Source organism: Acidobacteriota bacterium (genome assembly GCA_016716715.1).
GTDB lineage: Bacteria > Acidobacteriota > Thermoanaerobaculia > UBA5066 > UBA5066 > Fen-183.
On record JADJVE010000019.1, the window covers coordinates 24,845 to 51,234 of the forward strand.

Here is a 26,390-nt window from a genome sequence, read left to right on the forward strand (position 1 = left end):
GGCGCCTGCCCTGGAACTCAGCGCTTCCGCTTCGCGGCTTTCTTCGCCGGGGCTGCCTTCTTCCTGGCGGCGGCCTTTTTCGGGGCGGCGGCCTTTTTCGGGGCCGCGGCCGCCTTGTCGACGCCCTCGGCGACGATGCGCAGGAGGTCGGACACGGTCACGATCCCGACGAGCTGGCCGCCGTCGACGACGGGCAGGCAGCCGATGTTCCAGCCGCGCATGACGTTCGCGGCCTGGCGGACCGGCATCCCGGGGATCGCCTTCACGGCGTAGGCCGTCATCATCGCGGCGACGGGGCGGATCTTGCGCGCTTCCTCGCGGTCCTGGCCGCCGAGGTCGCGGGCCGAGACGACGCCGACGACCTGCCCGGGCCCGTCCGTGACGACGACGTGGTGGATGCGCTTCCACTTCATGAGGTTCCAGGCGCTCTCGGCCTTCTCGTTCATGTCGATGGTCTGGACCTTCGTGGACATGATGTCGCGGACTTTCATTGCGGAAGTCTCCCCATCAAAGAGTCAGGGCCGGCGCGGTCCGCCGCCATGAGCCACTTGAATCAAGGGGCGGCCGGAAGGGCGCCGGCCGGGCTCTCGAGCTCTCGTGCCAGCGCCTTCTGGCGCCTCCCGAGGCTGAAGGCGTTCCACGTCCACAGGGCGGCCACCGGCAGGAAGGCCCATGCGAAGCCCACGGGCCCGAGCCCGACGAAAGCGACGAGACGGTCCGCGAGGGCGCCCAGCGCGTCGCCGCTGCGGTAGACGAACGTGTCGATGAAGCTCTTGGCCGAGTACTTCTCCTCGCGCGAGACGACCGTGAAGAGCACCTCCCGCGCCGGCTTCACGAGCGCGAACTCCGCGGCGCGGCGCAGGACCTGGACGACGAAAAGCGTCCCGGCCGTGGGGGACCCGCCGAGCGCGAAGAAGCCGGCCGCCGACACGACCGGGAGGAACGCGAGCGCGGGCCCGAGGCCGAGCGCCGGCAGGAGGCGCCCCGTGAGGAAGAGCTGCGTGATCGCGGTCAGGACGTTCACGGCGAGGTCCGCCTTCGCGAAGAACGCGGTCCGCGACCCGGCGTCGGCGAACGTCGCGCGGACGATGCGCGCCTGCGCGAGGTAGAGGAACGTCGAGCCGACGGTGAAGAGCAGGAGGAATCCCGCGATTCCGAGCAGGTAGCGCGACTTCGCGAAGAGGGTGAGGCCCGAGAGCGCTCCCGTGCCCGGCGGGACGCCGCCGGAGGGCTCGTCCTCCGCCTCCGCGGCCGAAGGGCGGGCCTCGTCCACGCGGTACACGTGCGCGAGGCGGCTCATGCAGAAAACGGCCGCCTCGAACAGCCCGGCCGCCACGAGGAGCAGGGGCACGGGGCCGAGCGTCTTCGCGAGACTCGCCGTGATCGCGCCGCCGGCGATGCCGCCCAGCGTGCCGCCTAGGCCGATCGCGCCGAAGAGCCGCTTGGCCTGCTCGGACCGGAAGAGGTCCGCGAGAAAGCCCCAGAAGACGGACACGATCAGGAGGTTGAACGTGCTCACGAAGACGAAGAAGAAGCGCGCCGTCGCGACGCGCCCGGGCCCGGCGAGGACGCTCAGCGCGACGTAGAACGCGACGAAGCTCGCCGCGAGCGCGTGGTAGACCGCGGGGACGAAGACGCGGCGCGGGAACTTCGACACGAGCGCGCCGAAGAGCGGCGTCACGAGGAACGTCCCGGCGAGCGTGCCGAAGAAGAGCCAGTTGAGCGCGAAGCCGCCGCCGGCCGACGCGCCCATCTCCTCGCGGAGAGGGCGGATGACGTAGTACCCGCCCAGCAGGAAGAAGAACGAGGCCGCGGCCCAGGAGAGCCCCGGGCCCTCGCCGGGGGCGACCCGCACGAAGCGGGACAGGAGTCTCCGGAAATCCACCTGGGTCAGCCGGCCTTCGGTGCCTTCTTCGCCTGCGCCTCGTGCCAAGCCGCAAGGACCGCGGCCTCACGTTCGGCCGTGAGCCCCGACTTGAGCTTCGCCTGCCGCTCGGCCGGAAGCGTCCTGAACCACGCGAGCGTGTCCTTGCAGGTGTCCTTGAGGGGCCGGAACGCCAGGCCCTTGCCAGCCGCCTTCGCGTTCGAGACCTCGTTCCCGTGCGCCTCGTCACCGGTCGGCGGGAGCCAGCAGGGGAGGTCGCTCCACGCCGAGACTTTCTGGGCCTCGAGGAACGCCGCATCCGCCCAAGTGAACTTCGCGTCGCTCGCGCTCGCGGCCTTGCACGTGTCGAGGAGCGTCCCGACGGGGAGGGGATTTCCCGTCGCGTTGAAGACGCCGAACGTTTTCGTGTCGAGGCACTTCACGATCCAGGTGCCGAGGTCGCGCACGTCGATGAACTGGACGAAGTCGGACGGCTTGTTCGGCGCGAGGACCTCGCCGCCCCTCGCGACGCGGACGGGCCAGTACGTGAAGCGGTCCGTCAGGTCGTTCGGGCCGACGATGAGGCCCGGGCGGACGTTCGTGACGCGGCCCGGCATCGCGGCCTCGGCGGCGCGCTCGCAGGCGGCCTTGAGGGGCCCGTAGTTCCCTTCCGTGATCTTGTCGGCGTTCGGGTCCTTGAGCTCGCCGACCGGGCCGCTCTCGTCCACGCCCGGCTTGCTGAGGTCGGAGAAGACCGAGATGGACGAGATGAAGACGTACTGCTTCGATTTCGAGAGGAGGCCGGCCGACGCGGCGACCTGTTTCGGGAAGTAGCCCGACGTGTCCACGACGGCGTCCCAGGCGCGGCCTTCGAGGGACTTCAGGTCGCCGTTGCGGTCCCCCTGCAGATGCTCCAGCTCCGGGAACCAGTCCGGGTGGGACTTGCCCCGGTTGAAGAGAGTGATCTTCCAGCCGCTCTTCTTGGCGGCCTCGACGACCTCGGGGCCGAGAAAGCGCGTCCCGCCGAGGATGAGGAGCGTCTTCGGTTCCGCCCCTGAAAGCAGGCGGCTCGTCCCCAGGGCGGAGGCTGCGGCGGCTGCGGCGGCTGTCTTCAGCAGGTCGCGTCGTGTCTGTGTCAAGGTCGTCCCTCCTCGAGCATGCGAAGGAGATACGCACCGTACTCGTTCTTGTTCATCCGGGCGGCGAGCCGGGCGACGTCTTCCGACGAGATCCATCCGGCGTTCCAGGCGATCTCCTCCGGGCAGGCGACCTTGAGCCCCTGCCGGGCCTCGATGGCCTGGATGAAGTTCGAGGCCTGGAGGAGCGCCTCGTGCGTGCCGGTGTCGAGCCACGCCATCCCGCGCCCGAGGATCTCGACGTGGAGGTCGCCGGTCGCGAGGTACGCGCGGTTCACGTCCGTGATCTCGAGCTCGCCGCGCGGGGAGGGCTTCAGGTTCGCGGCCACGTCGAGGACGCGGTTGTCGTAGAAGTAGAGACCCGTGACGGCGTAGTTCGACCGCGGCGCAGGCGGCTTCTCCTCGAGGCCGACGGCGCGGCCCTTCGCGTCGAACTCGACGACGCCGTAGCGCTGCGGGTCGAGGACGCGGTACGCGAAGACGGTCGCGCCCGCGGCGCGGCCCGCGGCGCGCTGGAGCATCTCGGGCAGGCCGTGGCCGTAGAAGAGGTTGTCGCCGAGCGCGAGGGCGACGCCGTCCTCGCCGACGAAGTCCCTCCCGATCAGGAACGCCTGCGCGAGGCCCTCGGGCTTCGGCTGCGCCGCGTAGGAGATCCGGATCCCGAACTGCGAGCCGTCGCCGAGGAGGCGCACGAAGGAAGCCTGGTCTTCGGGGGTCGTGATCACGAGGACGTCCCGCAGCCCCGCGAGCATGAGCGTCGAGAGGGGGTAATAGACCATCGGCTTGTCGTAGACGGGGCAGAGCTGCTTGGAGAGGCCGATGGTGAGGGGATACAGCCGCGTGCCGGAGCCGCCGGCGAGGATGATTCCCTTCACGCGGGAACTCCGAGGCCGATGCGCGCCCGCGCGTCCTGGCCGGTCTGAACCGCGGCGCACCATTCCGGGTTGTCCACGTACCACCGCACCGTCCGAAGAAGACCTTCTTCGAATGAGTAAGAGGGCTCCACCCGAGGTCCGTGCGTATCTTGCTGGCGTCGATCGCGTAGCGGCGGTCGTGCCCCGGCCGATCCTTGACGAACGTCTTCAAATCCCCGTATCCCCTCTTACCCTTCAAAGAACTCTTCTCCGAAATCTTCCGGTTCTCTACGAACGGAACGGTCTGCTCGAGCGCCGCACAGAGAGCGTCGACGATCTGCAGGTTCGTCCGCTCGTTGCCGCCGCCGATGTTGTACTTGCTCCCCGGCGCCGCCTTCTGGAGCACGAGCAGGATGCCGCGGCAGTGGTCCTCGACGTGCAGCCAGTCGCGGACGTTGCCGCCGTCGCCGTAGATCGGGAGCGGCTTGCCCTCGAGCGCGTTCAGGATCATGAGAGGGATGAGCTTCTCGGGGAACTGATTCGGCCCGTAGTTGTTCGAGCAGTTCGTGAGGAGCGTCGGGAGGCGGTACGTCTCGTGCCACGCACGGACGAGGTGGTCCGCGGCCGCCTTGGACGCGGCGTACGGCGAGTTCGGGGCGTACGGCGTCTCTTCCGAGAAGAGGCCCGTCGGCCCGAGCGTTCCGTAGACCTCGTCCGTCGAGACGTGAAGGAAACGGAAGGCCTCGCGCGCGGCCGGCGGGAGCGCCGCCGTGTGCGCCCGCGACGCCTCGAGGAGGACGTACGTCCCCGTGACGTTCGTGTGGATGAAGGCGCCCGGGCCGTCGATCGAGCGGTCGACGTGCGTCTCGGCCGCGAAGTTCAGGACGGCGCGGGGGCGGTGCTTTTCGAAGACGGCCTTCATGGCCGCGGCGTCCGCGATGTCGGCCTCGACGAAGGCGAAGCGGGGGTCTCTCTCGCAGTCGGCGAGGCTGGCCCGGTGCCCGGAGTACGTCAGCTTGTCGACGACGACCACGGGGCCGGAGGTTTCCTTCAGGGCGAGGCGGACGAAGTTCGAGCCGATGAAACCGGCTCCGCCGGTGACGAGTATCGAGTCCATACGGCCCGGAGGATATCGGACTCGGCCCGCGCCCGCGAAGAGCCTCGGCGCTGAGCTAGACTTCGGGCGCCCGGGGTGTGGTCCCGACACGGAAGGAGAACGCATGAAGAAGTCCGTGCTTGCGATTCTGGCCGGCGCCGTCCTTGCGGCCGCGCCCGCTTTCGCCCAGTTCGAGGGCGAGCTGTCGATGAAGATGACGATGCGGGAAGGCAGCGGGACGGGGCGGGCCTACGTCTCGGCCGCCGGGACCCGCTCGGAGCTGGACATCCAGACGGCCCAGGCGCCGTTCAGGATGACGACGCTCATGAAGGCGTCGAATCCCGACGTCATGTACATGATCAACGACGAGCAGAAGGCCTACGCCGAGGTCGACCTCAAGAAGATCAAGGAACAGGCCGCGAAGTACCGCGACAAGTCGAAGGAAACCTGGTCCGTCAAGAAGCTCGGGAAAGAGACGATCAACGGGTACTCCTGCGACCACGCCTTCGTCACGAAGGCCGAGGACGCGAAGACCGAGCAGGAGCTCTGGACCTCGAAGGACGTCTCGGGTCTGAGCTACGAGTCCATGCGCGGCCTCATGCGCCGCGGCAACGAGAGCGACGACGGGATGATGAAGGCCCTGCGCGACGCGGGCATCGACGGGTTCGTCGTGAAGAGGATCATGCGCGAGAAGGGCAACCCGGCGCCGGTCGCCACGATGGAGCTCACGAAAGTCGAGAGGAAGTCGCTCAAGAGCGCGCTGTTCGAGATCCCGTCCGGCTACACGAAGAAGGAAGGGATGATGGGCGCCGCGAGCGTCATGGCGCCCCCCGGCGCCGGCGGCGACGAGATGCGCAAGGCGATGGAGGGCCTCTCGCCCGAGCAGCAGAAGCAGATCCAGGAGATGATGAAGAGGCAGCAGCCGGCCAAGTAGCTACTTCTTCTTCTGAACGGCCGGGAGAAGCGCGCTGAAGCCCGCGGCGCTCTTCGCGGAGTCGAAGGAGAGCTTCACGCGGTCGCCGGTGGGCGCGGCGCGGCCTGCCATCCCCGGGTTGAACCCGTGCGCGCCCCACGAGAAGCTCTGCGGGGCGCTCGCGATCTCGCCCTTGTGGTCCTTGTGGGTGCTCTCGCCCTCGACCCTCTTGATGTGTGTGTCGATGGCTTGCGCGGTGTCGAGCTTGACGGCTGCCTGGTCGATCTTGACGAAGTCCTTCTGGCCCTCGCCCGCTTTCCGCGCCGTGGAGACGGGCGGCGCCTGCGACGGGAAGCCGCGCGCCTCGGCGGGCGTCTTGCCCTTGAGGACGCCGCCCTGGAGGAACAGGAACTCGGCGGCGTTGCCGAATCCCTTGTAGTCGATCTTGACGTCGTACTTGCCCGCCGGCAGGACCGAGCCGTCGCCGAGCTTGACGGCCTGCGGCAGCGTGACGAACGTCATGTACGCGTCGACGGCCGCGGGCGCCGAGGCGGCCGCGGCGAGAAGGACGGCGGCAGCGAGAGTCGCCTTCATAATGAGTTTCCTCTTGAGACTGATTCTATGACCATCCTCCTCACCGCGTGTTTTTTCGTGTCGGGCGCCGCAGGGCTCGCGTACGAGGTTCTGTGGTCGCGGCACCTCGCGCTCCTGTTCGGCGCGAACGCGGAGGCGGTCGGGCTCGTCCTCGCGGTCTTCATGAGCGGCCTCGGCCTCGGGAGCCGCGCGTTCGGGGGCCTCGCGGACCGGACACGCGCGCCCCTGCGGCTCTACGCAGCCCTGGAAGCGGGTATCGGAGTCTTCGCGCTCGCCACGGGGCCGCTCCTCGCGGCCGTCGCGCGGGCGTTCCCGGCCCTCGCGGCCGCGCTCGGCGGGGGGCCGGCTGCGACCGCTTCGGCCAAGGCGTTCCTCGCGGCACTCGTGCTCTTCCCGCCCGCGTTCCTCATGGGCGGCACGCTGCCCGCCCTCGCGCGGGCGCTCGCCCGCGAGGCGGCGCGGGCGCCGCGCGTCGTGTCGCTTCTCTACGCGGTCAACCTCCTGGGAGCCGTCTCTGGCGCCGCGCTCACGGGTTTCTGGGCCGTCGAGAACGCGGGCCTCGCCGCGACGATGGGGGGCGCGGCGGCGGCTGATTTCGCGGTTGCGGCCGTCGCGTTCGTCGCCGCATCGCGCCTCCTCGCGCCGCCGCCCGTGGACGCGGCGCTCTCCGCGCCGGATCCGCTCTCCTTGCTCGCGCGCGCCGCCCTCTTCGCGGGACTCTTCGCCTCCGGCGCCGTCTTCATGCTCGACGAGGTCGTCTTCACGCGGCTCCTGTCGCTCGCCTTCGGCGTGTCGTCGTACTCGTTCACACTCGTCCTCGTCCTCTGCCTCCTCGGGCTCGGGATCGGCGGTTTCGCGGCTTCGGCGCGCTCCGCGCGCGGGCCCGTGACGCTCGCGGCGTTCGGGCGCGTCCAGCTCGCGTCGGCGGCCTTCGCCGGCGCCGCGATGGCGGCCGTGCCTCTCGTGTCGCGCACGATTCTCCTCGCGCGACAGGTGCCGGGGCTCGGCTTCGGAGCCTCGCTCGGCCTCAAGGCGGCACTCGCCGCGGCGCTCCTCCTGCCTCTCGCGGCCGTGGCCGGCGCGGGCATGCCTCTGCTTCTCGCGTTCGTCGCGGGGCGGCCCGGCGGCGTCGGGACGTCCGTCGGGCGCGCTTCGCTCGTGAACACGGCCGGGACGCTCGCGGGCAGCCTCGCGACGGGGTTCTTCCTCGTGTCCGCCTTCGGCTCGCAGACGACGCTGCGCCTCGGCGCGCTCGCGAGTCTCGGCGCCGGCCTTCTGGCCCTCGCCGCCGCGCGCGGGCGCCCCGGCGCCGCGGCCGTTTCGGCGGCGGGCGCGCTCGCGCTCGGCGTGCTCCTCGTCCCGCGCTGGCCGGACTGGGTCTTCCTGAGGTCCGACACCTATCCGCGCACGCCGCCGGCGGCGACGCGGCTCGAGTTCGAACAGCGCCGCCGCGTCGCGAACGTCGAGCGCCTGTTCTTCGAAGAGGGCCGCAACGCGACGGTTGCCGTCCTGCAGGGGCCCCGCACCCGGACGCTGGTCTCGAACGGCCACCCCGAGGCGTCGGACGTGGGCGACATGGGGACGCAGGTCGGCGTCGCGATCATCCCGCTCGTGCTCCATCCCGCGCCGCGCGACGTCCTCGTCGTCGGCTTCGCGTCGGGAGTCACGGCGGACGCGGCCGCGCGCGCGCCCGGCGTGGAGCGCGTGGACGTGGCGGAGCTCGAGACGGCGATGTTCCGGGCCGCGGCCCGCTTCGGACACGTGAACAACGGCGTTCTCGCGAACCCCAGGGTCCGGCTGCATCCCGTGGACGCGCGCAGCCTGATCGCTGCCGGCGGCGGCCGGTGGGACGTCGTCCTGTCCGAGCCGTCGAATCTCTGGCGCGCGGGCGTCTCGAACCTCTTCACGGCCGACTTCTACGCGTCCGCGCGGGGCGCGCTCAAGAAAGGCGGCATCTTCGCGCAGTGGCTCCAGCTCTACGGCCTGCGCTGGGAGACGCTGCGGACCGTCTTCGCGACGCTCGTCCGCTCGTTCCCGCACACGGAGGTCTGGTGGGTGGACGGCGGAGACGTCGTCCTCCTCGGGGCCGAGTCGCCGATCGTGGCGTCGCGCGCGAAGGCCGAAGCGGTCCTCGCCGGGACGTACCGGGACGACCTGCGCCGGCATCTCGGGACGGCCGAGCCGGCGGGCTTCTGGGCGCGGTACCTCCTCGGCCGCGACGACCTCGAAGCGCTCGTCGCGGGCGTCGGGAGGATCAACACGGACGACCGGCCCGTCGTCGAGTTCGACGCGCCCCGCGACCTCTATCAGCCGGGCGAGGACAACGCCGCGCGTTTGCTGGAGGAGAAGATCGCGCGCGGGCGCTTCTCACCGCCGCTCTCGGGACCGCCGCCGACGCGGGCGGAGACGTGGGCGGGCCTCGCGGGGATGTACGGCGTGCTCGGCCGCCCGGCCCTCGCCCGGGGCGCCGCGCTGCGCGCGTTCGAGGACGAGCCGCTCGGGACGTACGCCCTCCGGGCCGCGCGCTTCGCGCTTCAGGACGGGGCCGTTGCCGACGCGGAAGCGGATCTCGAGCGCGCGCGCGCCGCCGGCGTCGAACCGGCGAAGGCGTCGGACGTGGAGGGACGGATCCGGGCCGCGCAGGGGCGCATCGAGGAGGCCGTGGCGGCCTTCGCGCGCGCGGACACCGAGGGAGCGCCCGGTCTCGAGCGCCTGGCGCTGCTGGCGATCTACGGCGACGAGACGGACGCGCTGGAACAGGCGGACCGCCTCCTCGCGGCGCGCGCGCGGGGCGCTCTTGCGCCCGGCGACGCGGCGCGGGCGGCGGAGGACCTCGGGCGGGCGGCGCGGACGCCGGACGTCGCGGCGCGCGCGCTCGATGCGCTCGAGCGCCGGATCGGAAGCGACGCGGGCGTGCCGCGCATCCCGGTGCTGAAGGCGCGGGCGGCGCTCCTCGTGACGGCGGGACGGCCCGCCGAGGCGCTCCGCGCGTGCCTCGCGGCCGAGGCCCTCTCCGCTCTCGACCTCGACCTCATGGCGACGCGCGCCAGGGCGCTGCGTGCTCTCGGGCGCGACGCGGAGGCCGAGCGCGCCGAGCGCGAGCGGGCGCGTTGGGCGGGCGAGCCGCCCCCGCGCTGATCAGGCCGCGTGGTCAGGCGGCGGCTTCGCGGTCCTTGAGCTGGAGCGCGTACAGGCGGGCGTAGAGCCCGCCCTTCTCGAGCAGCTCGGCATGCGTGCCGGACTCCTTCACCTCGCCGTGCGAGAGGACGAGGATCCGGTCGGCGCGCACGATCGTCGAGAGGCGGTGGGCGACGACGAGCGACGTGCGGCCCGCGAGGACGCGCTGCACGGCCCGCTCGATCGTCTTCTCCGTCTCCGGGTCGACCGAGGACGTCGCCTCGTCGAGGATCAGGATGCGCGGGTCTCGGGCGAGCGCGCGCGCGAACGAGACGAGCTGCTTTTCGCCGACCGAGAGGCCGCCGCCGCGCTCCGTGAGCTTCGCGTCGAGCCCGCCCGGGATCCGCGCGAGGAGCGGCCCGAGCCCGACCTCGCGGCAGGCCTCCTCGATCCGCGCGCGCGGCATGTCGGGGTCGAAGAAAGAGACGTTTTCCGCGATCGTGCCCGTGAAGAGGAAGGTGTCCTGCAGGACGATTCCGAAGTGCTCGCGCAGCCGCACGGGGTGGTAGCGGCGGACGTCCTCGCCGTCGACGAGGACGCGGCCCGAGGTCACGTCGTAGAAGCGCAGCAGGACGTTCAGGATCGTGGACTTGCCGGCGCCCGTCGCGCCGACGAGCGCGACCGTCTGGCCCGGCGGCACGTGGAACGAGACGCCCTTGAGGATCTCCTCGCCCGCTTTATAGGAGAACCGCACGTCCTCGAACGCGATCTCGCCGCGCAGCGGCCCGGCCGGGACGACGGGGTTTGCCGGGGCGGTGATCGCGGGCTGGGCGTCGAGAAGCTGGAAGATCCGCTCGGACGACGCCATCGCGGCCTGCAGGATGTTGTATTTCTCCGAGAGGTCCATGAGCGGCCGGTAGAAACGCTTGCTGTACTGGAGGAACGCGACGACGGCGCCGATCGTCATGTGCCCGCGCAGCACCTGCCAGCCGCCGTACCAGACGATGGAGGCCATGCCGAGCGCCGAGAGGAAGTCGAGCGCGGGGTAGAAGACCGAGTAGTAGAAGATCGACTCGATGTTCGCGACGCGGTGCGCGTCGTTGACCTCGGCGAACGCCTTCGCGGCGACGCGCTCGCGGCGGAAGAGCTGGACGATCGCGATTCCGGAGATGTGCTCCTGCAGGAACGCGTTCACGCGCGCGATCTTCACGCGCACGTCGCGGTAGGTGTCGCGCGCGCCCTTGCGGAACCAGTTCGTGACCCAGAGCATCGGGAGCAGGATCCCGAACGTGATCGCGGCGAGCGACGGATCGAGCGCGAAGAGGATGCCGACGATCCCGGCGAGCACGACGACGTCGCCGAGCAGCGCGACGAAGCCGGACGTGAAGAGCTCGTTCAGGGCGTCGACGTCCGTCGTGAGGCGCGTCATGAGCCGCCCGACGGGAGTCCGGTCGAAGACGGCGACGTCCGCGCGCTGGAGGTGGCCGAAGATCCGCGTCCGGAGGTCGTACATGACGCCCTGGCCCATCGTGGACGTCCACCAGACCATGACCATCATGAGGACGAACGCGAGGAGCGCCGTCGCGATGGAGAGGGCCGCGATCCACTCGATGCCGTGGCCGCCCGCGAGGTCGATCCCGAAGACGGCGAAGAAGCGGTCGACGCCCTTTGCGGCGGGCCCGGCGCCCGTGCGCTCGCGCGTGAGCACGAGGTCGATGGCGGCGGCCGTCAGGAGCGGGCCCGCGAGCTGCGCGAGGGACTCGAGGAGGAGCACCGCGAGCGAGCCCGCCGCGTAGGCACGGTACGGCTTCGCGAGGCCGAAGAGCCGGCGCAGGAGGCGCGGCTCGACGGCCTTCCCGAGGACCTCTTCCTCGTGGTGGTCGGCCATCAGGCGGCCTCCATCTCTTCGGCGAGGCGCTGGCGCTCGGCGATGGCGGCGTAGACGCCGCCCTTCGCGAGCAGCTCGTCGTGCGTGCCGGTCTCGGCGACCCGGCCGTGGTCGAGGACGACGAGGAAGTCCGCGTTGCGGAGCGTGGACAGGCGGTGCGAGACGAGAAAGACGGTTCTTCCCCCCGCGGCGGCGCGGAGGCCCTGGAGGATGCGAGCTTCCGTCTCCGTGTCGACGGAGGAGAGCGCGTCGTCGAGGACGAGGATCGGCGCATCCGACAGAAGCGCGCGCGCGAGCGCCGTGCGCTGCTTCTGGCCGCCCGAGAGCGTGATCCCGCGCTCGCCCACGATCGTGTCGAGGCCCTTCGGGAAGCGCGCGACGTCGGGCGCGAGGCCGGCTGCGAGGACGGCGGCCTCGACCTCGGAGCGCGAGGCGTCCGGCCTGGCGAACGCGACGTTCGAGGCGAGCGTGTCGGAGAAAAGGAACGTCTCCTGCGGGACGACGGCGATGCTCTTCCTGACGAGCGGGAGCGGCTCTTTCGAGAGGTCGCGCCCGCCGATGAAGACCGATCCCGCGGGCGGGTCGTCCACGCGCAGGAGGAGGTTCAGGAGCGTCGACTTGCCCGAGCCCGTGCGGCCGACGATCGCGACCGTGCTCCCCGCGGGAACGCGGAATGAGACGTCCTCGAGGACCGGCCGTTCGGCGTAGCTCCACGTGAGGTGCCGGAATTCCACGTCGCCCGCCAGCGGCGCACCGCCCTCGGCCTCCTCGGGAAGCGGAGCCGCCTCCCAGACGTCCATCATCCGGTTCCACGAGGCCGTACCGCGCTGCCAGAGGTTCACGACCCAGCCGAGCGCGATCGCGGGCCAGATGAGCTCCATCATGTAGAGGTTGAACTCGACGTAGCGTGCGACCGAGAGCTTGCCCGCGAGGATGAAGCGGCCGCCTGCCCACAGCGTGAGCGCGAAGCCGAGGCCGACGAGGAACTGCAGGAGCGGGAAGAACAGCGCGTTCAGCCGCGCGAGGCCGAGGTTGCGGCGCCGGAACTCGCGGTTGTTCGCGTCGAACCGCGCCGCCTCGCGCTCCTCGCGTGCGAACGCGCGCACCAGCCGCTGGCCCGTGAAGTTCTCCTGCGCCTCCGCGGAGATCTCGCTGAAGAACTCCTGGATCTTCGTGAAGCGCTTGTGCGTCGCCTGGCCCATGACCTTCGTCGCGATCGCGATCACCGGAAAGACGGCGAGCGCCACGCCCGTGAGCGCGGGCGACACCTGGAACATGAGGACGAGCGACACCGTTCCGACGAGGAGCGTGTTGCCGGCCTGCATGATCCCGGGGCCGAGCAGCATCCGCACGGCCGAGAGGTCGTTGACGGCGCGGCTCATGAGGTCGCCGACGCGGTTCCGGCGGTACCAGACGGGCGGCAGGCGCAGAAGGTGCGCGAAGAGGTCCTGCCGCATCTCGTACTCGATGTCGCGCGAGGCGCCGATCAGGAGGCGGCGCGTCAGGAAGAGGGCGATCGCGTCGCCGACGGCGAGGAGGACGATGTACGCGGAGAGGCGGAAGAGGCGTTCCGACGTGACGCCGGTGCCCAGCTCCTCGATGGCGCGGCGGACGAGGCCCGGCATCGCGAGAAACAGGCCCGTCGAAGCGAGCATCGTCCCGAAGCCGGCGAGGTACACCCCGGGCCGGCGGCGGAAATACGCGAGGAAACGGGGGAGGTCTCTCATCCGGGAAAGAGAAGGCCGCGCAGCGCGCGGCCCGTTCTCCAGGTGCGAATATACAGGAATGGAGCACGTCGATCCCGTCTGCGGCATGAAGGTCGATCCCGCCCGCGCCGCGGCGACGGTGCACTGGGGCGACAGGGACTGGTACTTCTGCGCGAAGAGCTGCGCGGAGAAATTCAGAAGAGACCCGGAAAGATTTTCTTTGAAAGTGAAGAGTGAAGAGTCGTTTGAGCCCATGACGTTTCCAGCAGGCATGGGCCTGCCGAGCCTGACGTTGCCCGCCGCGTCACCCGCGCCGATGGCCTCGCCGGCGCCTGCTGCCCTCTTCACCTTCTAAGAAATCTTCTCTTTCTTCTTCTTCCTCGAAGTGGATCTGCCCGATGGACCCCGAGGTGGTGTCGGACGTGCCGGCCGCGTGTCCGATCTGCGGGATGGCGCTGGAGCCGGCCGTCGCGACGGGAAATGAGGGAAATCCCGAGCTGGACGACATGGCGAAGCGTTTTCGCGTCGCGCTGGGGCTGACACTTCCGCTGTTTTTCTTCGAAATGAGCGCGATGGCCGGGCTGCGGCTCTTCGAAGGCGTCCCGCCGCGCCTCAACCTGCTCGTCCAGCTGGCCCTCGCAACCCCGGTCGTCCTCTGGTGCGGGAAGCCGTTCTTCGAGCGCGCCTGGCTTTCTCTGAAGACGCGGAACTTCAACATGTTCACGCTCATTGGCCTCGGGACCGGCGCGGCATACCTGTACAGCCTGGTCCGGACGGCGCAGGCCTTCTTACCCATTCAAAGAAATTCTTCTCTTCCTCTTCATTCCCCGGTTCATGACGTCTACTTCGAGGCCGCGGCCGGCATCGTCACGCTCGTCCTCCTCGGGCAGGTCCTCGAGCTCCGCGCCCGCGCGAAAACCTCCGGGGCGATCCGCGAGCTGCTCGGCCTCGCGCCGGACACGGCGCGCGTCGTGCGGAAGGGCGCCGAGGTCGACGTCCCGCTCGACGAGGTCATGAAGGGCGACGTCCTGCGCGTGCGTCCCGGCGAGCGCGTGCCCGTGGACGGCGCCGTGACCGAGGGCGCGAGCGCCGTCGACGAGTCGATGCTCTCGGGCGAGCCGATGCCCGTCGAAGTGGGGCCCGGCGCGAAGGTGACGGGAGGGACGCTCAACGGCACGGGCAGTTTCCTCATGCGCGCCGAGCGCGTGGGGGCCGACACCGTACTCGCGCGAATCGTCGCGCTCGTGGGCGAGGCGCAGCGCAGCCGCGCCCCCGTTCAGCGCCTCGCGGACCGCGTCGCGGGGATCTTCGTGCCCGCGGTCGTGGCGGCCGCGGCGGTCACGGCGCTCGCCTGGGGTATCTTCGGCCCCGAGCCGCGCCTTCCGCACGCGCTCGTGAACGCCGTCGCGGTCCTCATCATCGCGTGTCCGTGCGCCCTCGGTCTCGCGACGCCGATGTCCGTCATGGTCGGCATCGGCCGCGGCGCGAAGACGGGCGTCCTCTTCCGCGACGCGGCGGCGCTCGAGACGCTCGGGCAGTGCGACACGATGGTCCTCGACAAGACGGGGACGCTCACGGAGGGGAAGCCGAAGATCGTGGAGACCCGCGCCTTCGGCGCATTCGATGAAAGTGAATTGCTGCGGCTGGCCGCTTCGCTGGAGCGCGCGAGCGAGCACCCCCTCGCGGCGGCCGTCACCGGGGCAGCCGAGGCCGCGGGCCTGACTCTTTCACCTTCAAAGGAATTCTCTTCTCTCCCAGGCAAGGGCATCCAGGGCAAGGTGGACGAACGCCACGTCCAGCTCGGTTCCCTTTCACTATTCGAAGAAGATCTTCAGCGGCGTTTCCCTCGCGAGATGCTGGAGGCAGCAGACGAATGGAGGCGAAAGGCGGCCACGGTCCTCTTCGTCGCAGTCGACGGCCAGCCCGCGGGCTTCCTCGCCGCGGCCGACCCGCTCAAGGTTTCTGCGAAAGCCGCGATTACCGACCTGAAGGCGCTGGGTCTCCGCGTCGTCATGCTCACCGGCGACGCCGAGGCGACGGCTCGCGCCGTCGCTGCCGAGGCGGGAATCGAGGAGGTCGTGGCGGGCGTCCTGCCGGCCGGCAAGGCCGACGCCGTCGCGCGCCTGAAGGCGTCCGGCGCGCGCGTGGCGATGGCGGGAGACGGCGTGAACGACGCGCCCGCGCTCGCGGGCGCGGACGTCGGGATCGCCATGGGGACCGGGTCGGACGTGGCAATCGAGAGCTCGTCGGCGACCCTCGTGGGCGGCGACGTCGCCGCGCTCCCGAGGGCCGTGCGGCTCTCTCGCGCGACGCTCCGCAACATCCGGCAGAACCTGTTCTTCGCGTTCGTCTACAACGTCGTCGGCGTCCCCGTGGCCGCGGGCGTTCTCTACCCGGCCTTCGGCCTCCTCCTGTCGCCCGTACTCGCGAGCGCCGCGATGACGTTCAGCTCGCTCTCGGTCGTGGGAAACGCGCTGCGCCTGCGGAGCGTCCGCCTCTAGACGCCTGATTCCGGCGCATCATGGCCGCCGGCCCCCGGCCGAGCCGAAGCTGAACCCGGGGGTGTCCCATGTCCATGACCCAGGCCGCGCTGCTGGTCGCCCTCTTCGCCCTCGTCGTAGGCGGCGTCGTGCTGCTGCGCACGTGGTGGGCGTGGAGGCAGAGACGCCTCATCACGTGCCCGGAAAACGAGCAGCCCGCGGCCGTGCGCGTGAGTGCGCTCGGCGCCGCGGCCGGCTCGCTGGCCGGACACCCGCACCTCAAGCTCTCGGAGTGCTCGCGCTGGCCCGAGAAGAAGGACTGCGGGCAGGAGTGCCTCCGCCAGATCGAGAGGGGGCCGGGCGAGTGCCTCGTGCGGACTCTCGTGGCGCGCTGGTACGAGGACAAGGGCTGTGTCTGCTGTGGCAAGCCGATTCACGACGTGGCGTGGGCGGACCAGCGTCCGGGTCTGCGCGCTCCGGACGGCGCATTCCTGGCATGGCCGGACGTGCCGCCCGAGGCGCTGCCCGAGCTCTTCAAGACGCACGCGCCGGTCTGCTGGAATTGCCTCGTCGTGCAGAAGGTCGCGCGCGATCACCCGGACGACGTGACGGTCCGCCCGCCGCGGGAGCAGCTGTACAGCTAGCCGGCCGGAAATTCCCTGCGAAATCCCGAGGACTTCCGCGTCCCCGGGCCCCACGTTTCGGTCATGGGAGCCGTCCGCAAGCCGAACTTCGAGCTCTCGAAGTGGTACTTCGACGCGGTGGGGGATGACGGCGAGGTCTTCATCGGCTATCGCGCGAACCTGCGCTGGAGGCGGCTCGCGGTCTCGTACGCCGCGGCCCTGACCGGCGGGGCTCACGAGACGCGGACTGCGTCGATCATGAGGTCCGAACAGGAGCCGGTCCTGCGAACGGGCTCCCTCGCGTGGGCGGCGCCGGCGCTCGACATCGAGGGGACGTGGACTGCGGACGCGCCTGCGCTCCTTCGGACGCTCTACGACTGCCCCGACGGGTCGGTCGTCTGGGCCTGCCTCTTCCCGCGCGCGCGGGCCGGCGTACGGATCGGTTCGCGCGAGATCCGCGGTTTCGGCTACGCCGAGCGCCTCGAGATGACGCTGCCGCCCTGGAGGCTGCCGCTCGAGACGCTGCGATGGGGGCGGTTCCTGTCTCCGGACCGGTTCGTCGTCTGGATCGACTGGCAGGCGCCGGAACGCTCGCGCACGTGGGTGTTCGTGGACGGGATCGAAGCGCGGGAAGCGGGGGTTTCGGACGAAGAGATTTCTTTTGAAGGGGGAAGAATTCGGCTCCCTTCGGCGAGCCGGTTGTCGCTGCGCGCCGGCCGCGTCTCCGACCTTCTAAGAGATCTTCCTCTTTCTCTCCTTCTTCGTCTCTTTCGTCGCGCGCGCGCCGTCCACGAGACCAAGTGGCGGACGCGGGGCGTTCTCGAATGCTTCGGCGCGCCGGCCGTCGAGGGCTGGGCGATTCACGAAGTCGTGAGGTTCAGGACATGAACGAGCGTGCCGGGAAGGTCCTCTACGGTTCTCTCTTCGCCATCGTCCTCCCCGCCCTCCTCGTCCTCTGGGCGCGCGCGGCGGCGCCGAACGTGAGCCTGCCCGCCGTGGAGTCGCCGCTCGGCTGGGCCGCGGCGGCGGTGGGGCTCGCGCTCGTCCTCTGGGCGACGGCGGCCCTCGCGCTCTGGGGGCGCGGGCTCCCGATGAACGCGTACCCGCCGCCGGTCTTCGTCTCGCGCGGCCCGTACGCGCTCGTCGCCCATCCGATCTACCTCGGCTTCGTCGTCGCGTGCGCGGGCTGCGCGACAGGCGCGGGCTCGGCCGCGGGATTGTGGCTGGTGACTCCCGCGGCCGCCCTCGGCTCGGCGGCGCTCGTCCTCGGCTACGAAGCGCCCGACCTCGACGCGCGCTTCGGCAAGCGGCCGCGCCCTCTCCTCGGCCTGCCCGGCTGGGGCGGGGCGCGCCCGTCTCCGGCGGACCGGCTCTCGGCGTTCGCTCTCGTCCTCCTGCCGTGGCTCGTCCTGTACGAGGCGGTGCAGGCGCTCGGCGTCGCGCCGGACGCGGTCGTGCTCCTCCTGCGCGGCGAGACCGCGTGGCCGGTGTGGGAGAGCACGGAGCTCGTCTACGCCTCGACGTACCTGTTCGTCGCGCTCGCGCCGCTCGCGGCAGCGACGCGCACCGACCTCCGCCGCTTCATGGTGCGGGGATGGGCGGCGACGGCCCTGATCGTGTTCCTGTGGCTCGTTCTGCCGGTCGCGGCGCCGCCGCGGCCGTTCGAGCCGCAGGGACCGCTCGGCGCGCTCCTCGCGCTGGAGCGGCGCTTCGACTCGCCGGCCTGCGCGTTCCCGTCCTTCCACGTCGCGTGGGCGCTGCTCGCGGCGCCGGTCTGGGCGCGGCGGTTCGGGCGGGCAGGGGCGCTCGCGTGGGGTTGGGCCGCTGCGATCACCCTCAGCTGTGTCACGACCGGGATGCACACGGTGGCCGACGTCGCGGGCGGGATCGCCGCTGCGTTCCTCGTGTTCCGCCTGCCGGCCGTGTGGGAAGCGCTCCGAAGCGGCGCCGAACGCCTTGCAAACTCCTGGCGCGAGTGGAACTTCGGCTCGGTGCGCGTCATCAACCACGGCGGCTGGGCGGCGCTGGGGACGCTCGCCGGCGTCGGCCTCGCCGCGTCTCTCGCCGGGGAGGGCGCCGTGCCTGCCGTCCTGCTCGTCGCGTGCGCGGGTCTGGTCGGCGCGGGCCTCTGGGCGCAGTTCATCGAGGGCTCGCCGCGCCTCCTCCGGCCCTACGGGTATTACGGCGGCGTCCTCGGCGTCGTCCTCGGTTGCCTCGCGGCGCGCCTGACGCTCGGCGCCGACGCGTGGCTGCTCCTCGGAGCGTTCGCCGTCGCCGCCCCGTGGATCCAGGCGGCGGGGCGCGTGCGCTGCCTCGTGCAGGGCTGCTGCCACGGCGCGCCCGCATCGCCGGAGGTCGGGATCCGGTACCTGCACGCGCGCTCGCGCGTCTGCCGCCTGTCCGATCTCGGCGGCGTCCCGCTGCACCCGACGCCGCTCTACTCGATCCTCTGGAACGTCGTGCCGGCGCTGCTCGGCGCGCGGCTCTGGGCGGCGCGCGCGCCGCTGCCCGTGATCGTCGGCGTGTACCTGCTTCTGACGGGGCTCGGCCGGTTCGTCGAAGAGTCCCGGCGCGGCGAGCCGCAGACGCCGGTTTTCGCGCGCCTGCGCCTCTACCAGTGGATCGCCGCGGGCACCGCCGCGGCAGGCGCCGTCGCCACGTGCATGGCTTCGACGGTCCCGACGCCCGCGCCGGATCCCTCGGCGGCCGCGTTCGCGGCGGGCGTGGCGTTCGCCGCGGCGACATGGTTCGCCCTCGGCGTCGACTTTCCGCGCTCGAACCGCCGCTTCGCGCGGCTGGTCTAGCGGCGGGAAGCGGGTCTTTTCAGCGCCCCTCGACCCCGAGCCAGCCGCGCGTGCCGTAGTCCGCGAGCAGGTTGACGAACAGGATGAGGAGCATGAAGAGGCCGGAGAAGATCACGGCGGGGATGAGCCGCGAGTTCTCCTTCACGTGCATGAAGTAGAGGACGACGAGCGTCGCCTTCGCGATCGCGATCGCGAGCGCGACGGCGTTGTTCGCCCAGCCGAGGTCGACGTACGCCGCTCCGACCGTGGCCGCCGTGCCGACCATGAGCGCGGCGAAGACGAGGAAGTACGTCGAGAGAGGCATCACGTGCGGGGCGTGAGCGGACGAGGCAGCGGAAGTCTCGGGATGCGCCATCAGTGGTGCCGTCCGATGAGGTAGAGGAGCGGGAACAGGAAGATCCAGACGAGGTCCACGAAGTGCCAGTAGAGGCCGAAGCCCTCGAGGAAGTTGTGGTTCCGGGGCGTCCAGGCGCCGCGGAGGGCGGGCCGGAGCATGAAGGCGAGGATCGCGGCGCCGATGACCATGTGGAGGGCGTGGAGGCCCGTCATCCCGAAGTAGAGGCTGAAGAAGAGCTGCGCGTGCGGCGCGTCGGGCCCCTCGAAGTGGAAGGACGGGCCGGGCACGTGGTGGTGGGTGAACTTGTCGGCGTACTCGACCGCCTTCACGGCGAGGAACGTCGAGCCGAGGAGGAGCGTTCCGAGGAGCATCGCGAACGTCGTCTTCGGCTTGCCGGTCTGCCCGCCGCGCACGGCGAGCGCCATCGTGAGCGAGCTCCCGATGAGGACGGCCGTGTTGAACGCGCCGAGCCGGATGTCGAGCGAGTGGCTCGCGGCGCGAAACGCCTCGGGGTAGAGCGAGCGGTAGAGGCTGTACGCCGCGAAGAGCCCGCCGAAGAAGAGGATCTCCGTGACGAGGAACGTCCACATCCCGAGGGTCGCGGACTCCTTCTGCTGCTCGTAGCTGTCGAAGTGGTGGGCGAGGTCGGAGGGGCCGTGCGCGTCATGCGCCAAGGCGGGCCTCCTTTCCGGCCGCGGGCCGGGCCTCGTACGTGTACGGAGGCGCCGTGACGACGGGCGGGTACGTGAAGTTCTCGACCGGCGGCGGCGAGGTCGTCTGCCACTCGAGGCCGGTCGCGCCCCATGGGTTCGCGGTTGCGCGCGGGCCGTAGCGCATGGACCAGATGAAGTAGACGAGCGGCATGAGGTAGCCGATGCCGAGGATCGTCGCGCCGGCCGACGACATGACGTTCAGCACCTGGAACTCCGGCGGGTACGTGTGATAGCGCCGCGGCATCCCGAGGTAGCCGAGGATGAACTGCGGGAAGAACGTGACGTTGAACCCGATGAAGATGACGAGCGCGGAGAGCTTCGACCAGAAGACGGGGTAGAGGCGCCCCGTGATCTTCGGCCACCAGAAGTGGAGGCCGCCAAGGTAGCCCATGATCGCGCCGCCCACCATGATGTAGTGGAAGTGGGCGATGATGAAGTACGTGTCGTGCACGTGCGCGTCGATCCCGAGCGTGGCGAGCATGACGCCCGTGAGGCCGCCGATCGTGAAGAGGCCGATGAAGCCGAGCGCATAGAGCATCGGCGTGTCCCACGAGATGGAGCCCTTGTAGAGCGTCGCCGTCCAGTTGAAGACCTTCACGGCCGACGGGACCGCGACCAGCATCGAGAGGACCGAGAAGACGACGCCCGCGTAGATCGACTGCCCGGCCACGAACATGTGGTGGCCCCACACGAGGAAGCCGAGGACGGCGATCCCGATCGAGGCGAAGGCGACGAACTTGTAGCCGAAGATCGGCTTGCGCGAGAACGCGGCCACGAGCTCCGAGATCACGCCCATGGCGGGCAGGATCATGATGTACACGGCCGGGTGCGAGTAGAACCAGAACAGGTGCTGGAAAAGGACCGGGTCGCCGCCGAGCTTCGGGTCGAAGAACCCGATGTGGAGCACGCGCTCGGCCGCGACCATGAGGATCGCGATCGCGACGACGGGGGTCCCGAGAATCTGGATGATGCTCGTCGCGTAGTGGCCCCACACGAAGAGGGGGAGCCGGAACCACGTGAGGCCCGGCGCGCGCATCCGGTGGATCGTCACGATGAAGTTGAGGCCCGTGAGGATCGACGAGAAGCCCGCGATGAAGATGCCGAGGCCGACCATCAGCACCGAGGTGTTGACGTAGTTGGTCGAGAGGGCGTGTAGAACGTCCAGCCCGTGTCGACGCCTCCGTGGAGGAGCGCCCACAGCGTGAAGGCCCCGCCGATCGTGTACAGGTACCACGAGAGCAGGTTGATGCGCGGAAAGGCGAGATCCTTCGCCCCGATCATCAGCGGGATCAGGAAGTTCCCGAGGACCGCCGGGATGCCCGGGATGAGGAAGAAGAAGATCATCAACACGCCGTGCATCGTGAACAGGCGGTTGTAGACGTCGGGCTGGAAGAAGTCGCCCTCCGGCGTCGCGAGCTCCATGCGGATCAGGACCGCCATGAGCCCGCCGAGCGCGAAGAAGACGCTCACGGAGACGAGATAGAGCAGCGCAATGCGCTTGTGGTCGCGCGTCCAGAGCCACGACTTGAGGCCGTAGGCCGCGTTCAGGTAGTGGGTGCGGGGAAACTCGGCGGGGACCGGATTGGGCGACGTCGTCATTTCCGGGCCTCCGCGGCGCCGTCTGCCGCCTTGAGCGTCTTCACGTAGTTCACGAGCTGGATCAGCTCCTCCTCGGTGACCTGGCCCTTGAAGGTCGGCATGACGGGCTGGTAGCCCTGCACGATCTTCGCGGCCGGATTCAGGATGGACTCGCGCACGTAGTTCTCGTCCGCCGCCACTTTCGTGCCGTCCTGGAGCGTGACCTGCGTGCCGAACAGGCCGTTCAGGATCGGCGCGCGGGCCGAGCTGTCCGGGCGGTGGCAGGTGTTGCAGGCCTTCGCGACGAAGAGCTGCTCGCCCGAGGCGGCGGCCGGCTGCGCGCCACCGGCGGGCTCGCCCGCGAGCCACGCCTCGTACGCGCGCGGCTCCATCACGACGATCTTGCCGACCATCTTCGAGTGCTCGACGCCGCAGTACTGGCCGCAGAAGAGGTGGAACTCGCCCGTCTTCGTCGCCTTGAACCAGTACGTCGTGTAGCGCGAGGGAAGGACGTCCACGTGGATGCGGAAGGCGGGCACGAAGAAATCGTGGATGACGTCCTCGGAGATCATGCGGAGCTGGACGGCCTGCCCGAGCGGGACGTGCAGCTCGTTGATCTCGCGGCGGCCGTTCGGATGCTGGATCTTCCACATCCACTGGCGGCCCGTGACCCAGTACTGCGCGGCGCCGGCCGGGGGACGGTTCTGGTCGAAGAAGACCTTCGTGCCCCACCCGAACAGGATGAGGAGGAGGCCGAGCGGGATCACGGACCAGATCAGCTCGAGGATCTGCGACTTCGGGTTCGTCTCGTAGACGTCCTCGCCGACCTCGCCCTCGTGCTTGCGGCGGTACTTGACCATGAAGACGAGGACGAGCACCGCGATGAGCGTCGAGAAGACGACGAGCCCGCCGAGGGCGAACAGCATGAGGTGGTCGACCGAGCGCGCGATGTCGGAGCCCTGCACGGGGAAGAGCGGGGAGTCCGGGATGTTCGGCATCAGGCCGCTCCCGTCCGGCGCTTCTCGCGCTTGAGCAGGATGAGGACGAGCCCGGCGACGGCGGCGATCGTGAGGACGGCGCCGCCGCGCAGGAAGTTGCGCACGGTGGCGGTGTAGCGGCCCACCTTCGGGTCGTAGTGGTAGCAGAGGAGGAGGAGCTGGTCGACGACGCTGCCGAGCTTCTCCTCGGACGCCTCGATGAGGCCGAGGCGGAGGTCCTTCGCCGGGTATTCGATGCCGAAGAAGTAGCGCGCGATGCGGCCCTGGGGCGTCAGAACGAGGACGCCGGTCGCGTGCGCGAACTGCTTCTGCTCGGCGTCCCACACGTACCGGAAGCCGACGGCCTTCGTGAGCGCGTCGACGGACGCCTTGTCGCCCGTGAGGAAGTGCCAGCCCTCCGCGCCGCCCTTGCGGCCGTACTGGCGCATGACCGGACCCTTCTTCACCGACGCCATCTCCGACGTCTCGCGCGGGTCGAAGCTGACGGAGAGGACGTCGAATTCGGTTCCGACGCTCATGCGCAGCGCGCGCAGGCTGCGCACGAGGCCGTCGGTCGTCATCCCGCAGAGCATCGGGCAGTCGAAGTAGACGAGGGAGAGGACGACGGGCTTCTTCCCGAGGTAGTCGCGCAGGTGGACGGTCTTGCCCGCCTCGTCGCGGAACGCGAGATCCAGCGGTACGAGGTCGCCGATCTTCTGGTCGAAGCCGATGTCCTTCACGGGCGGAGCCGGCAGCGGCGCCTCGGCGGGCGGCGCGCCCGGCGCGGTCGCGCGGAGCTCGCCGGAGAAAGCGAGTGCGAACGCAAGCGCGAACGATGCGGAACGGATCACTTCTTCACCTCCGGCGCGGGCGGCGGCGCCGTGCGGGGCGGGAAGCCCTTCGCGGCGACGATCTCGAGCGCGCGGTCGGCGGGAACGCGGGCGTGCGTGCGGGCCGGGTCGGCCCAGGCCCAGCTCGAGAGAACGGCGTCCTCCCGGGCGCGGAGGATCTTCAGGTCCTTCTCCGGGTCGTCCTGCAGGAGCACTCCGGCCGGCAGGCTCCTGACGCGCGCCTCGGCGAGGACGGGAGGCGGCGGGTCCTGGGCGACGAGGCGCTTCTTCTGCCAGATGGCCACGCCCCACATGAGCACGAAGGCCGCGGCCGTCACGGCGAGCAGCACGATGGCGGACAGGGCGACGGCCTTGAAGTTCAGCTCGGAGTCGACGCCGCGGTTCTCAGCCATGGGCGTGGACCTCCATCGCGGCCGGCAGGGCCGGGTCGTTGACGGGGAGGAGCGGGCGCTTTGCAAGCTCGCGCGCGAAAGCCGCGAGCCAGAGACCGAAGAGGGCGGCGGGCAGCGCGGCGTCCAGCCAGTGGATCGAAAGGCCCTGAGGGTGCCAGGCGGGCGCGACGAGCCAGAACAGGTCGACGCCGCGCATGAAGAGGAGGAGACCGGCGATCACGGAGAGCCGGCCGAGGTGCTTCTTGAAGTTCGCCGAGAGGAGGAACACGAACGGCACGACGAACTGGAAGAGCGCGAGCGCGAGCGAGACGGCCATCCAGCCGCCCGTCACGCGGGCCTTGTAGAACGTGATCTCCTCGGGGAGGTCGCCCGACCAGATGATGATGAGCTGGGAGACGGAGAAGTACGCCCAGAGCATCGTGAACGCGAAGAGCAGCTTGCCCCAGTCGTGCACGTGCCGCTGCTGGACGGCGGCGCGGAACGGCTCGCGCCTGGCGAGGAAGAGCGCGACGAGGAGCGTGAAGGCCATCCCCGAGATCGCCTGTCCGCCGACGACGTAGATCCCGTAGATCGCCGAGAACCAGTGCGGGTCGGTCGACATGAGGAGGTCGATCGACGCGACCGAGATCAGGAGGCAGTAGATCGCGAGCGCGGGCGCCGCGACGAGCTGCATCCGGCGCTCGAGGCCGGCGGCGGGAGCGTCGTCCTGCTTCTTCGAGAGGCGGGAGAGGGCGAACGCGAAGGCCGTCCAGACGGCGAAGCAGAGCGCGAGCCTGAGGATCACCCCCGTGGGGTTCATGTACGCGGCGCGGTGGTGGAGGATCTCGTCCGTCGCGACGCGCGCCGGGTCGGCCCACGGGTAGACGTGGCGCAGGCCGAAGAGGAGCGGCACCGCGAAGAGGGCGACGAGCGGCAGCGTGCGCGACGAGGCCTCGAGGATGCGGCGGATGACGAGACCCCAGGCGCCGCCCGTCATGTGGTGGAGAGCCTCGATGGCGAGAGAGCCGAGCGTCACGCCGAGGACGAAGCAGAAGGCGACGAGGTACGAACGGTAGAACTGTACCGGGTTCGCGACGAAGCCGGCGGCGGAGGCGACGGCGAAGACGGCACCGACGACGAGGGCGATCCGGCCGACGCGCGCGAGATCGGCGGCGGGCGGCGCCCAGTCGGCCGCGCGAAGAGCCTTTTGCGGGTGAGCTTCAGTCATCGGGTTTCGCTGCTTTCGGAGGAAGATTTCTTTGAAGGTGAATGGGGCGAAGGGGCCGTCGGAGCTTCGCCTGCCGCCTGATGCGCGGCCGCCTCCCCGCTCTTACCTTCTAAGAAATCTCCATCTTCTTTCGTCAGGAATTCCTTCGGCATGTTCTGTGAAGCCTGCAGTGTTTTCACCCAGGCCACCACCGCCCAGCGGTCTTCCGGCGTGATCTGGGACGCGTAGCTCGACATCTGGCCGAAGCCGTTCGTCATGACGTCGTAGAAGTAGCCCGCGCGCTCGTTGCGGAGGCGGTCGACGTGGAACGTGCTCGGGTTCTTGAAGCCGCGCGCGACGATCATGCCCTGCCCGTCGCCCGTCCGGCCGTGGCACGGCGAGCAGAAGATGTTGAAGCGCTCCTGCCCGCGGAGGAGGAGCGTCTTCGTGACGGGGACGGGGAGGTCGAGGACGAACTTGCCGTCCTCGCCGACGCCGCGGTAGAGCGCCGCGTCGGCGCGCAAGAACCCGCGTGCGACGACGCCTTCCGGGAGCGGCCGGGCCGAGCTGTGGTCCGCGAAGAACGGAGACTCGCGCAGCGGCTTCGTCTTTGCCTGGTTGTGCATGTCGTCGCGGCAGCCGCCGAGCGCGAGAGCGAGAAGAGGGAGAAGGAGCGCGCGGCGCATCAGTCCTCCACGTCCTGCACGTGGACGCCGCCGAGCGTCTCCATGAACCGGAACGTGTCGCCCGCGCGGAACTTCGGGTCGCGCGCGAGGATCATGAGGAAGTACTTGTCGCGCGACGCGAGCTGGAAGCGGTCCACGCCGAAGACCGGGTGGTAGGGCATCGGGAGGCCGTTCAGGACGAGCATCCCGAGGACCGCCGAGATCCCCGCGACGAGGATCGTGCACTCGAACGTGATCGGGATGAACGCGATCCAGCTGTTCGGCGGCCGGCCGCCGATGTTGAGCGGGTACGCGATTCCCGCCGCCCAGTACTGAAGGAAGAAGCCGCCGAGGCCGCCGACGATGCCGCCGATCAGGACGAGGAGCGGCACGCGGGACGGGCCGTGGCCGATCGCGTCGTTCAGCTCCTCGATCGGGTAAGGCGTGTAGGCCTCCATCACGACGTAGCCCTCCGCGCGCGCGCGGTGCACGGCCTGGACGAGGGCGGGCGAGCCCGCGAACTCGGCGATGACGCCGTAGAGGTGGGGCGGCAGCTCCCCGCCTCCCTCGCGCGGTCCGGGCTTGCCGACGCCGGGGGCGACGTGGCGCGGGAAGA

22 protein-coding genes and 2 pseudogenes are annotated in these 26,390 nt (G+C 70.3%); 7 read left to right on the plus strand and 17 right to left on the minus strand.

Going from position 1 to position 26,390, the window contains the following annotated elements:
* Positions 1-17: 17 nt before the first annotated feature.
* The 5 genes and pseudogenes from IPL89_17620 to rfbB all read right to left on the minus strand — a co-directional run bounded on the left by IPL89_17620 (position 18) and on the right by rfbB (position 4,971).
* Entirely contained in the window at positions 18-491 is a 474-nt protein-coding gene (locus IPL89_17620; protein ID MBK9064979.1) for a CBS domain-containing protein, read from the minus strand.
* A gap of 62 nt (positions 492-553) precedes the next feature.
* The gene (locus tag IPL89_17625) at positions 554-1,894 is read right to left on the minus strand and encodes an MFS transporter (GenBank protein MBK9064980.1); all 1,341 of its coding nucleotides are present in this window, start codon (positions 1,892-1,894) and stop codon (positions 554-556) included.
* Complete coding sequence (locus tag IPL89_17630; protein MBK9064981.1) at positions 1,891-3,099, minus strand: twin-arginine translocation signal domain-containing protein; 1,209 nt, start codon at positions 3,097-3,099, stop codon at positions 1,891-1,893. Before IPL89_17630 ends, IPL89_17625 begins: the two co-directional genes overlap by 4 nt.
* Entirely contained in the window at positions 3,000-3,875 is an 876-nt protein-coding gene (gene rfbA, locus IPL89_17635) for a glucose-1-phosphate thymidylyltransferase RfbA (protein ID MBK9064982.1), read from the minus strand. Before rfbA ends, IPL89_17630 begins: the two co-directional genes overlap by 100 nt.
* Positions 3,872-4,971, minus strand: a pseudogene (gene rfbB / locus IPL89_17640) (dTDP-glucose 4,6-dehydratase). The gene rfbA and the pseudogene rfbB overlap by 4 nt, the downstream one beginning before the upstream one ends.
* A 103-nt stretch (positions 4,972-5,074) precedes the next feature.
* Here rfbB and IPL89_17645 point away from each other — a divergent pair.
* Positions 5,075-5,884: a DUF4412 domain-containing protein gene (locus IPL89_17645; protein ID MBK9064983.1), complete on the plus strand. Its 810-nt coding sequence runs from the start codon at positions 5,075-5,077 to the stop codon at positions 5,882-5,884.
* On the opposite strand, the gene IPL89_17650 is transcribed toward IPL89_17645, so the two are convergent.
* The gene (locus IPL89_17650) at positions 5,885-6,457 is read right to left on the minus strand and encodes a hypothetical protein (GenBank protein ID MBK9064984.1); all 573 of its coding nucleotides are present in this window, start codon (positions 6,455-6,457) and stop codon (positions 5,885-5,887) included.
* A gap of 27 nt (positions 6,458-6,484) precedes the next feature.
* Here IPL89_17650 and IPL89_17655 point away from each other — a divergent pair, with 27 nt between their 5' ends.
* Positions 6,485-9,595 (plus strand): hypothetical protein, encoded by a 3,111-nt coding sequence (locus IPL89_17655; protein MBK9064985.1) that lies wholly within the window; start codon positions 6,485-6,487, stop codon positions 9,593-9,595.
* A 13-nt stretch (positions 9,596-9,608) separates the two neighbouring features.
* Here IPL89_17655 and IPL89_17660 read toward each other — a convergent pair whose 3' ends face one another.
* Together IPL89_17660 and IPL89_17665 are read right to left on the minus strand one after the other, a co-directional pair.
* On the minus strand, positions 9,609-11,462 hold the full coding sequence (locus IPL89_17660; protein ID MBK9064986.1) for an ABC transporter ATP-binding protein: 1,854 nt from the start codon (positions 11,460-11,462) through the stop codon (positions 9,609-9,611).
* Complete coding sequence (locus IPL89_17665) at positions 11,462-13,189, minus strand: ABC transporter ATP-binding protein (protein ID MBK9064987.1); 1,728 nt, start codon at positions 13,187-13,189, stop codon at positions 11,462-11,464. Before IPL89_17665 ends, IPL89_17660 begins: the two co-directional genes overlap by 1 nt.
* A gap of 58 nt (positions 13,190-13,247) precedes the next feature.
* Between IPL89_17665 and IPL89_17670 the strand changes: the two genes are divergently transcribed.
* The 5 genes from IPL89_17670 (at position 13,248) to IPL89_17690 (ending at position 19,075) form a co-directional block, all read left to right on the plus strand.
* Complete coding sequence (locus IPL89_17670; GenBank protein ID MBK9064988.1) at positions 13,248-13,523, plus strand: YHS domain-containing protein; 276 nt, start codon at positions 13,248-13,250, stop codon at positions 13,521-13,523.
* 43 nt (positions 13,524-13,566) lie between these two features.
* The gene (locus IPL89_17675) at positions 13,567-15,669 is read left to right on the plus strand and encodes a copper-translocating P-type ATPase (protein ID MBK9064989.1); all 2,103 of its coding nucleotides are present in this window, start codon (positions 13,567-13,569) and stop codon (positions 15,667-15,669) included.
* A 68-nt stretch (positions 15,670-15,737) separates the two neighbouring features.
* A complete protein-coding gene (locus IPL89_17680) occupies positions 15,738-16,292 on the plus strand; it encodes a hypothetical protein (GenBank protein ID MBK9064990.1) in 555 nt (184 codons plus the stop codon).
* 63 nt (positions 16,293-16,355) lie between these two features.
* Entirely contained in the window at positions 16,356-17,159 is an 804-nt protein-coding gene (locus IPL89_17685; GenBank protein MBK9064991.1) for a hypothetical protein, read from the plus strand.
* Complete coding sequence (locus tag IPL89_17690; GenBank protein ID MBK9064992.1) at positions 17,156-19,075, plus strand: prolipoprotein diacylglyceryl transferase; 1,920 nt, start codon at positions 17,156-17,158, stop codon at positions 19,073-19,075. The genes IPL89_17685 and IPL89_17690 overlap by 4 nt, the downstream gene beginning before the upstream one ends.
* Positions 19,076-19,094: 19 nt before the next feature.
* Here IPL89_17690 and IPL89_17695 read toward each other — a convergent pair whose 3' ends face one another.
* The 9 genes and pseudogenes from IPL89_17695 to IPL89_17735 all read right to left on the minus strand — a co-directional run bounded on the left by IPL89_17695 (position 19,095) and on the right by IPL89_17735 (position 26,328).
* Positions 19,095-19,379, minus strand: coding sequence for a cytochrome C oxidase subunit IV family protein (locus IPL89_17695; protein MBK9064993.1), 285 nt, complete (start codon positions 19,377-19,379; stop codon positions 19,095-19,097).
* Between the two features lie 50 nt (positions 19,380-19,429).
* On the minus strand, positions 19,430-20,002 hold the full coding sequence (locus IPL89_17700; GenBank protein MBK9064994.1) for a cytochrome c oxidase subunit 3: 573 nt from the start codon (positions 20,000-20,002) through the stop codon (positions 19,430-19,432).
* 73 nt (positions 20,003-20,075) lie between these two features.
* A pseudogene (ctaD, locus tag IPL89_17705) lies at positions 20,076-21,724 on the minus strand (cytochrome c oxidase subunit I).
* Entirely contained in the window at positions 21,721-22,701 is a 981-nt protein-coding gene (gene coxB / locus IPL89_17710; GenBank protein MBK9064995.1) for a cytochrome c oxidase subunit II, read from the minus strand. The pseudogene ctaD and the gene coxB overlap by 4 nt, the downstream one beginning before the upstream one ends.
* On the minus strand, positions 22,701-23,531 hold the full coding sequence (locus IPL89_17715) for an SCO family protein (GenBank protein ID MBK9064996.1): 831 nt from the start codon (positions 23,529-23,531) through the stop codon (positions 22,701-22,703). The genes coxB and IPL89_17715 overlap by 1 nt, the downstream gene beginning before the upstream one ends.
* Positions 23,528-23,923, minus strand: coding sequence for a hypothetical protein (locus IPL89_17720; protein ID MBK9064997.1), 396 nt, complete (start codon positions 23,921-23,923; stop codon positions 23,528-23,530). The genes IPL89_17715 and IPL89_17720 overlap by 4 nt, the downstream gene beginning before the upstream one ends.
* Positions 23,916-25,130 (minus strand): hypothetical protein, encoded by a 1,215-nt coding sequence (locus tag IPL89_17725; GenBank protein MBK9064998.1) that lies wholly within the window; start codon positions 25,128-25,130, stop codon positions 23,916-23,918. The genes IPL89_17720 and IPL89_17725 overlap by 8 nt, the downstream gene beginning before the upstream one ends.
* A complete protein-coding gene (locus IPL89_17730) occupies positions 25,127-25,795 on the minus strand; it encodes a cytochrome c (GenBank protein MBK9064999.1) in 669 nt (222 codons plus the stop codon). Before IPL89_17730 ends, IPL89_17725 begins: the two co-directional genes overlap by 4 nt.
* Positions 25,795-26,328: a DUF3341 domain-containing protein gene (locus IPL89_17735; protein ID MBK9065000.1), complete on the minus strand. Its 534-nt coding sequence runs from the start codon at positions 26,326-26,328 to the stop codon at positions 25,795-25,797. The genes IPL89_17730 and IPL89_17735 overlap by 1 nt, the downstream gene beginning before the upstream one ends.
* Between the last annotated feature and the right edge of the window lie 62 nt (positions 26,329-26,390).

What these genes read in the sequence shown, in the direction of transcription:
- IPL89_17670 (MBK9064988.1), top strand. Translation starts at nt 13,248, where the DNA reads ATGGAGCACGTCGATCCCGTCTGCGGCATGAAGGTCGATCCCGCCCGC.
- IPL89_17725 (MBK9064998.1), bottom strand. Translation starts at nt 25,130, where the DNA reads ATGACTGAAGCTCACCCGCAAAAGGCTCTTCGCGCGGCCGACTGGGCG.
- IPL89_17630 (MBK9064981.1), bottom strand. Translation starts at nt 3,099, where the DNA reads ATGGATCTCGTCGGAAGACGTCGCCCGGCTCGCCGCCCGGATGAACAA.
- IPL89_17620 (MBK9064979.1), bottom strand. Translation starts at nt 491, where the DNA reads ATGAAAGTCCGCGACATCATGTCCACGAAGGTCCAGACCATCGACATG.
- IPL89_17645 (MBK9064983.1), top strand. Translation starts at nt 5,075, where the DNA reads ATGAAGAAGTCCGTGCTTGCGATTCTGGCCGGCGCCGTCCTTGCGGCC.
- IPL89_17685 (MBK9064991.1), top strand. Translation starts at nt 16,356, where the DNA reads ATGGGAGCCGTCCGCAAGCCGAACTTCGAGCTCTCGAAGTGGTACTTC.
- IPL89_17660 (MBK9064986.1), bottom strand. Translation starts at nt 11,462, where the DNA reads ATGGCCGACCACCACGAGGAAGAGGTCCTCGGGAAGGCCGTCGAGCCG.
- IPL89_17695 (MBK9064993.1), bottom strand. Translation starts at nt 19,379, where the DNA reads ATGCCTCTCTCGACGTACTTCCTCGTCTTCGCCGCGCTCATGGTCGGC.
- IPL89_17720 (MBK9064997.1), bottom strand. Translation starts at nt 23,923, where the DNA reads ATGGCTGAGAACCGCGGCGTCGACTCCGAGCTGAACTTCAAGGCCGTC.
- IPL89_17655 (MBK9064985.1), top strand. Translation starts at nt 6,485, where the DNA reads ATGACCATCCTCCTCACCGCGTGTTTTTTCGTGTCGGGCGCCGCAGGG.
- IPL89_17730 (MBK9064999.1), bottom strand. Translation starts at nt 25,795, where the DNA reads ATGCGCCGCGCGCTCCTTCTCCCTCTTCTCGCTCTCGCGCTCGGCGGC.
- coxB (MBK9064995.1), bottom strand. Translation starts at nt 22,701, where the DNA reads ATGCCGAACATCCCGGACTCCCCGCTCTTCCCCGTGCAGGGCTCCGAC.
- IPL89_17680 (MBK9064990.1), top strand. Translation starts at nt 15,738, where the DNA reads ATGTCCATGACCCAGGCCGCGCTGCTGGTCGCCCTCTTCGCCCTCGTC.
- IPL89_17690 (MBK9064992.1), top strand. Translation starts at nt 17,156, where the DNA reads ATGAACGAGCGTGCCGGGAAGGTCCTCTACGGTTCTCTCTTCGCCATC.
- IPL89_17675 (MBK9064989.1), top strand. Translation starts at nt 13,567, where the DNA reads ATGGACCCCGAGGTGGTGTCGGACGTGCCGGCCGCGTGTCCGATCTGC.
- IPL89_17700 (MBK9064994.1), bottom strand. Translation starts at nt 20,002, where the DNA reads ATGTGGACGTTCCTCGTCACGGAGATCCTCTTCTTCGGCGGGCTCTTC.
- IPL89_17650 (MBK9064984.1), bottom strand. Translation starts at nt 6,457, where the DNA reads ATGAAGGCGACTCTCGCTGCCGCCGTCCTTCTCGCCGCGGCCGCCTCG.
- IPL89_17665 (MBK9064987.1), bottom strand. Translation starts at nt 13,189, where the DNA reads ATGAGAGACCTCCCCCGTTTCCTCGCGTATTTCCGCCGCCGGCCCGGG.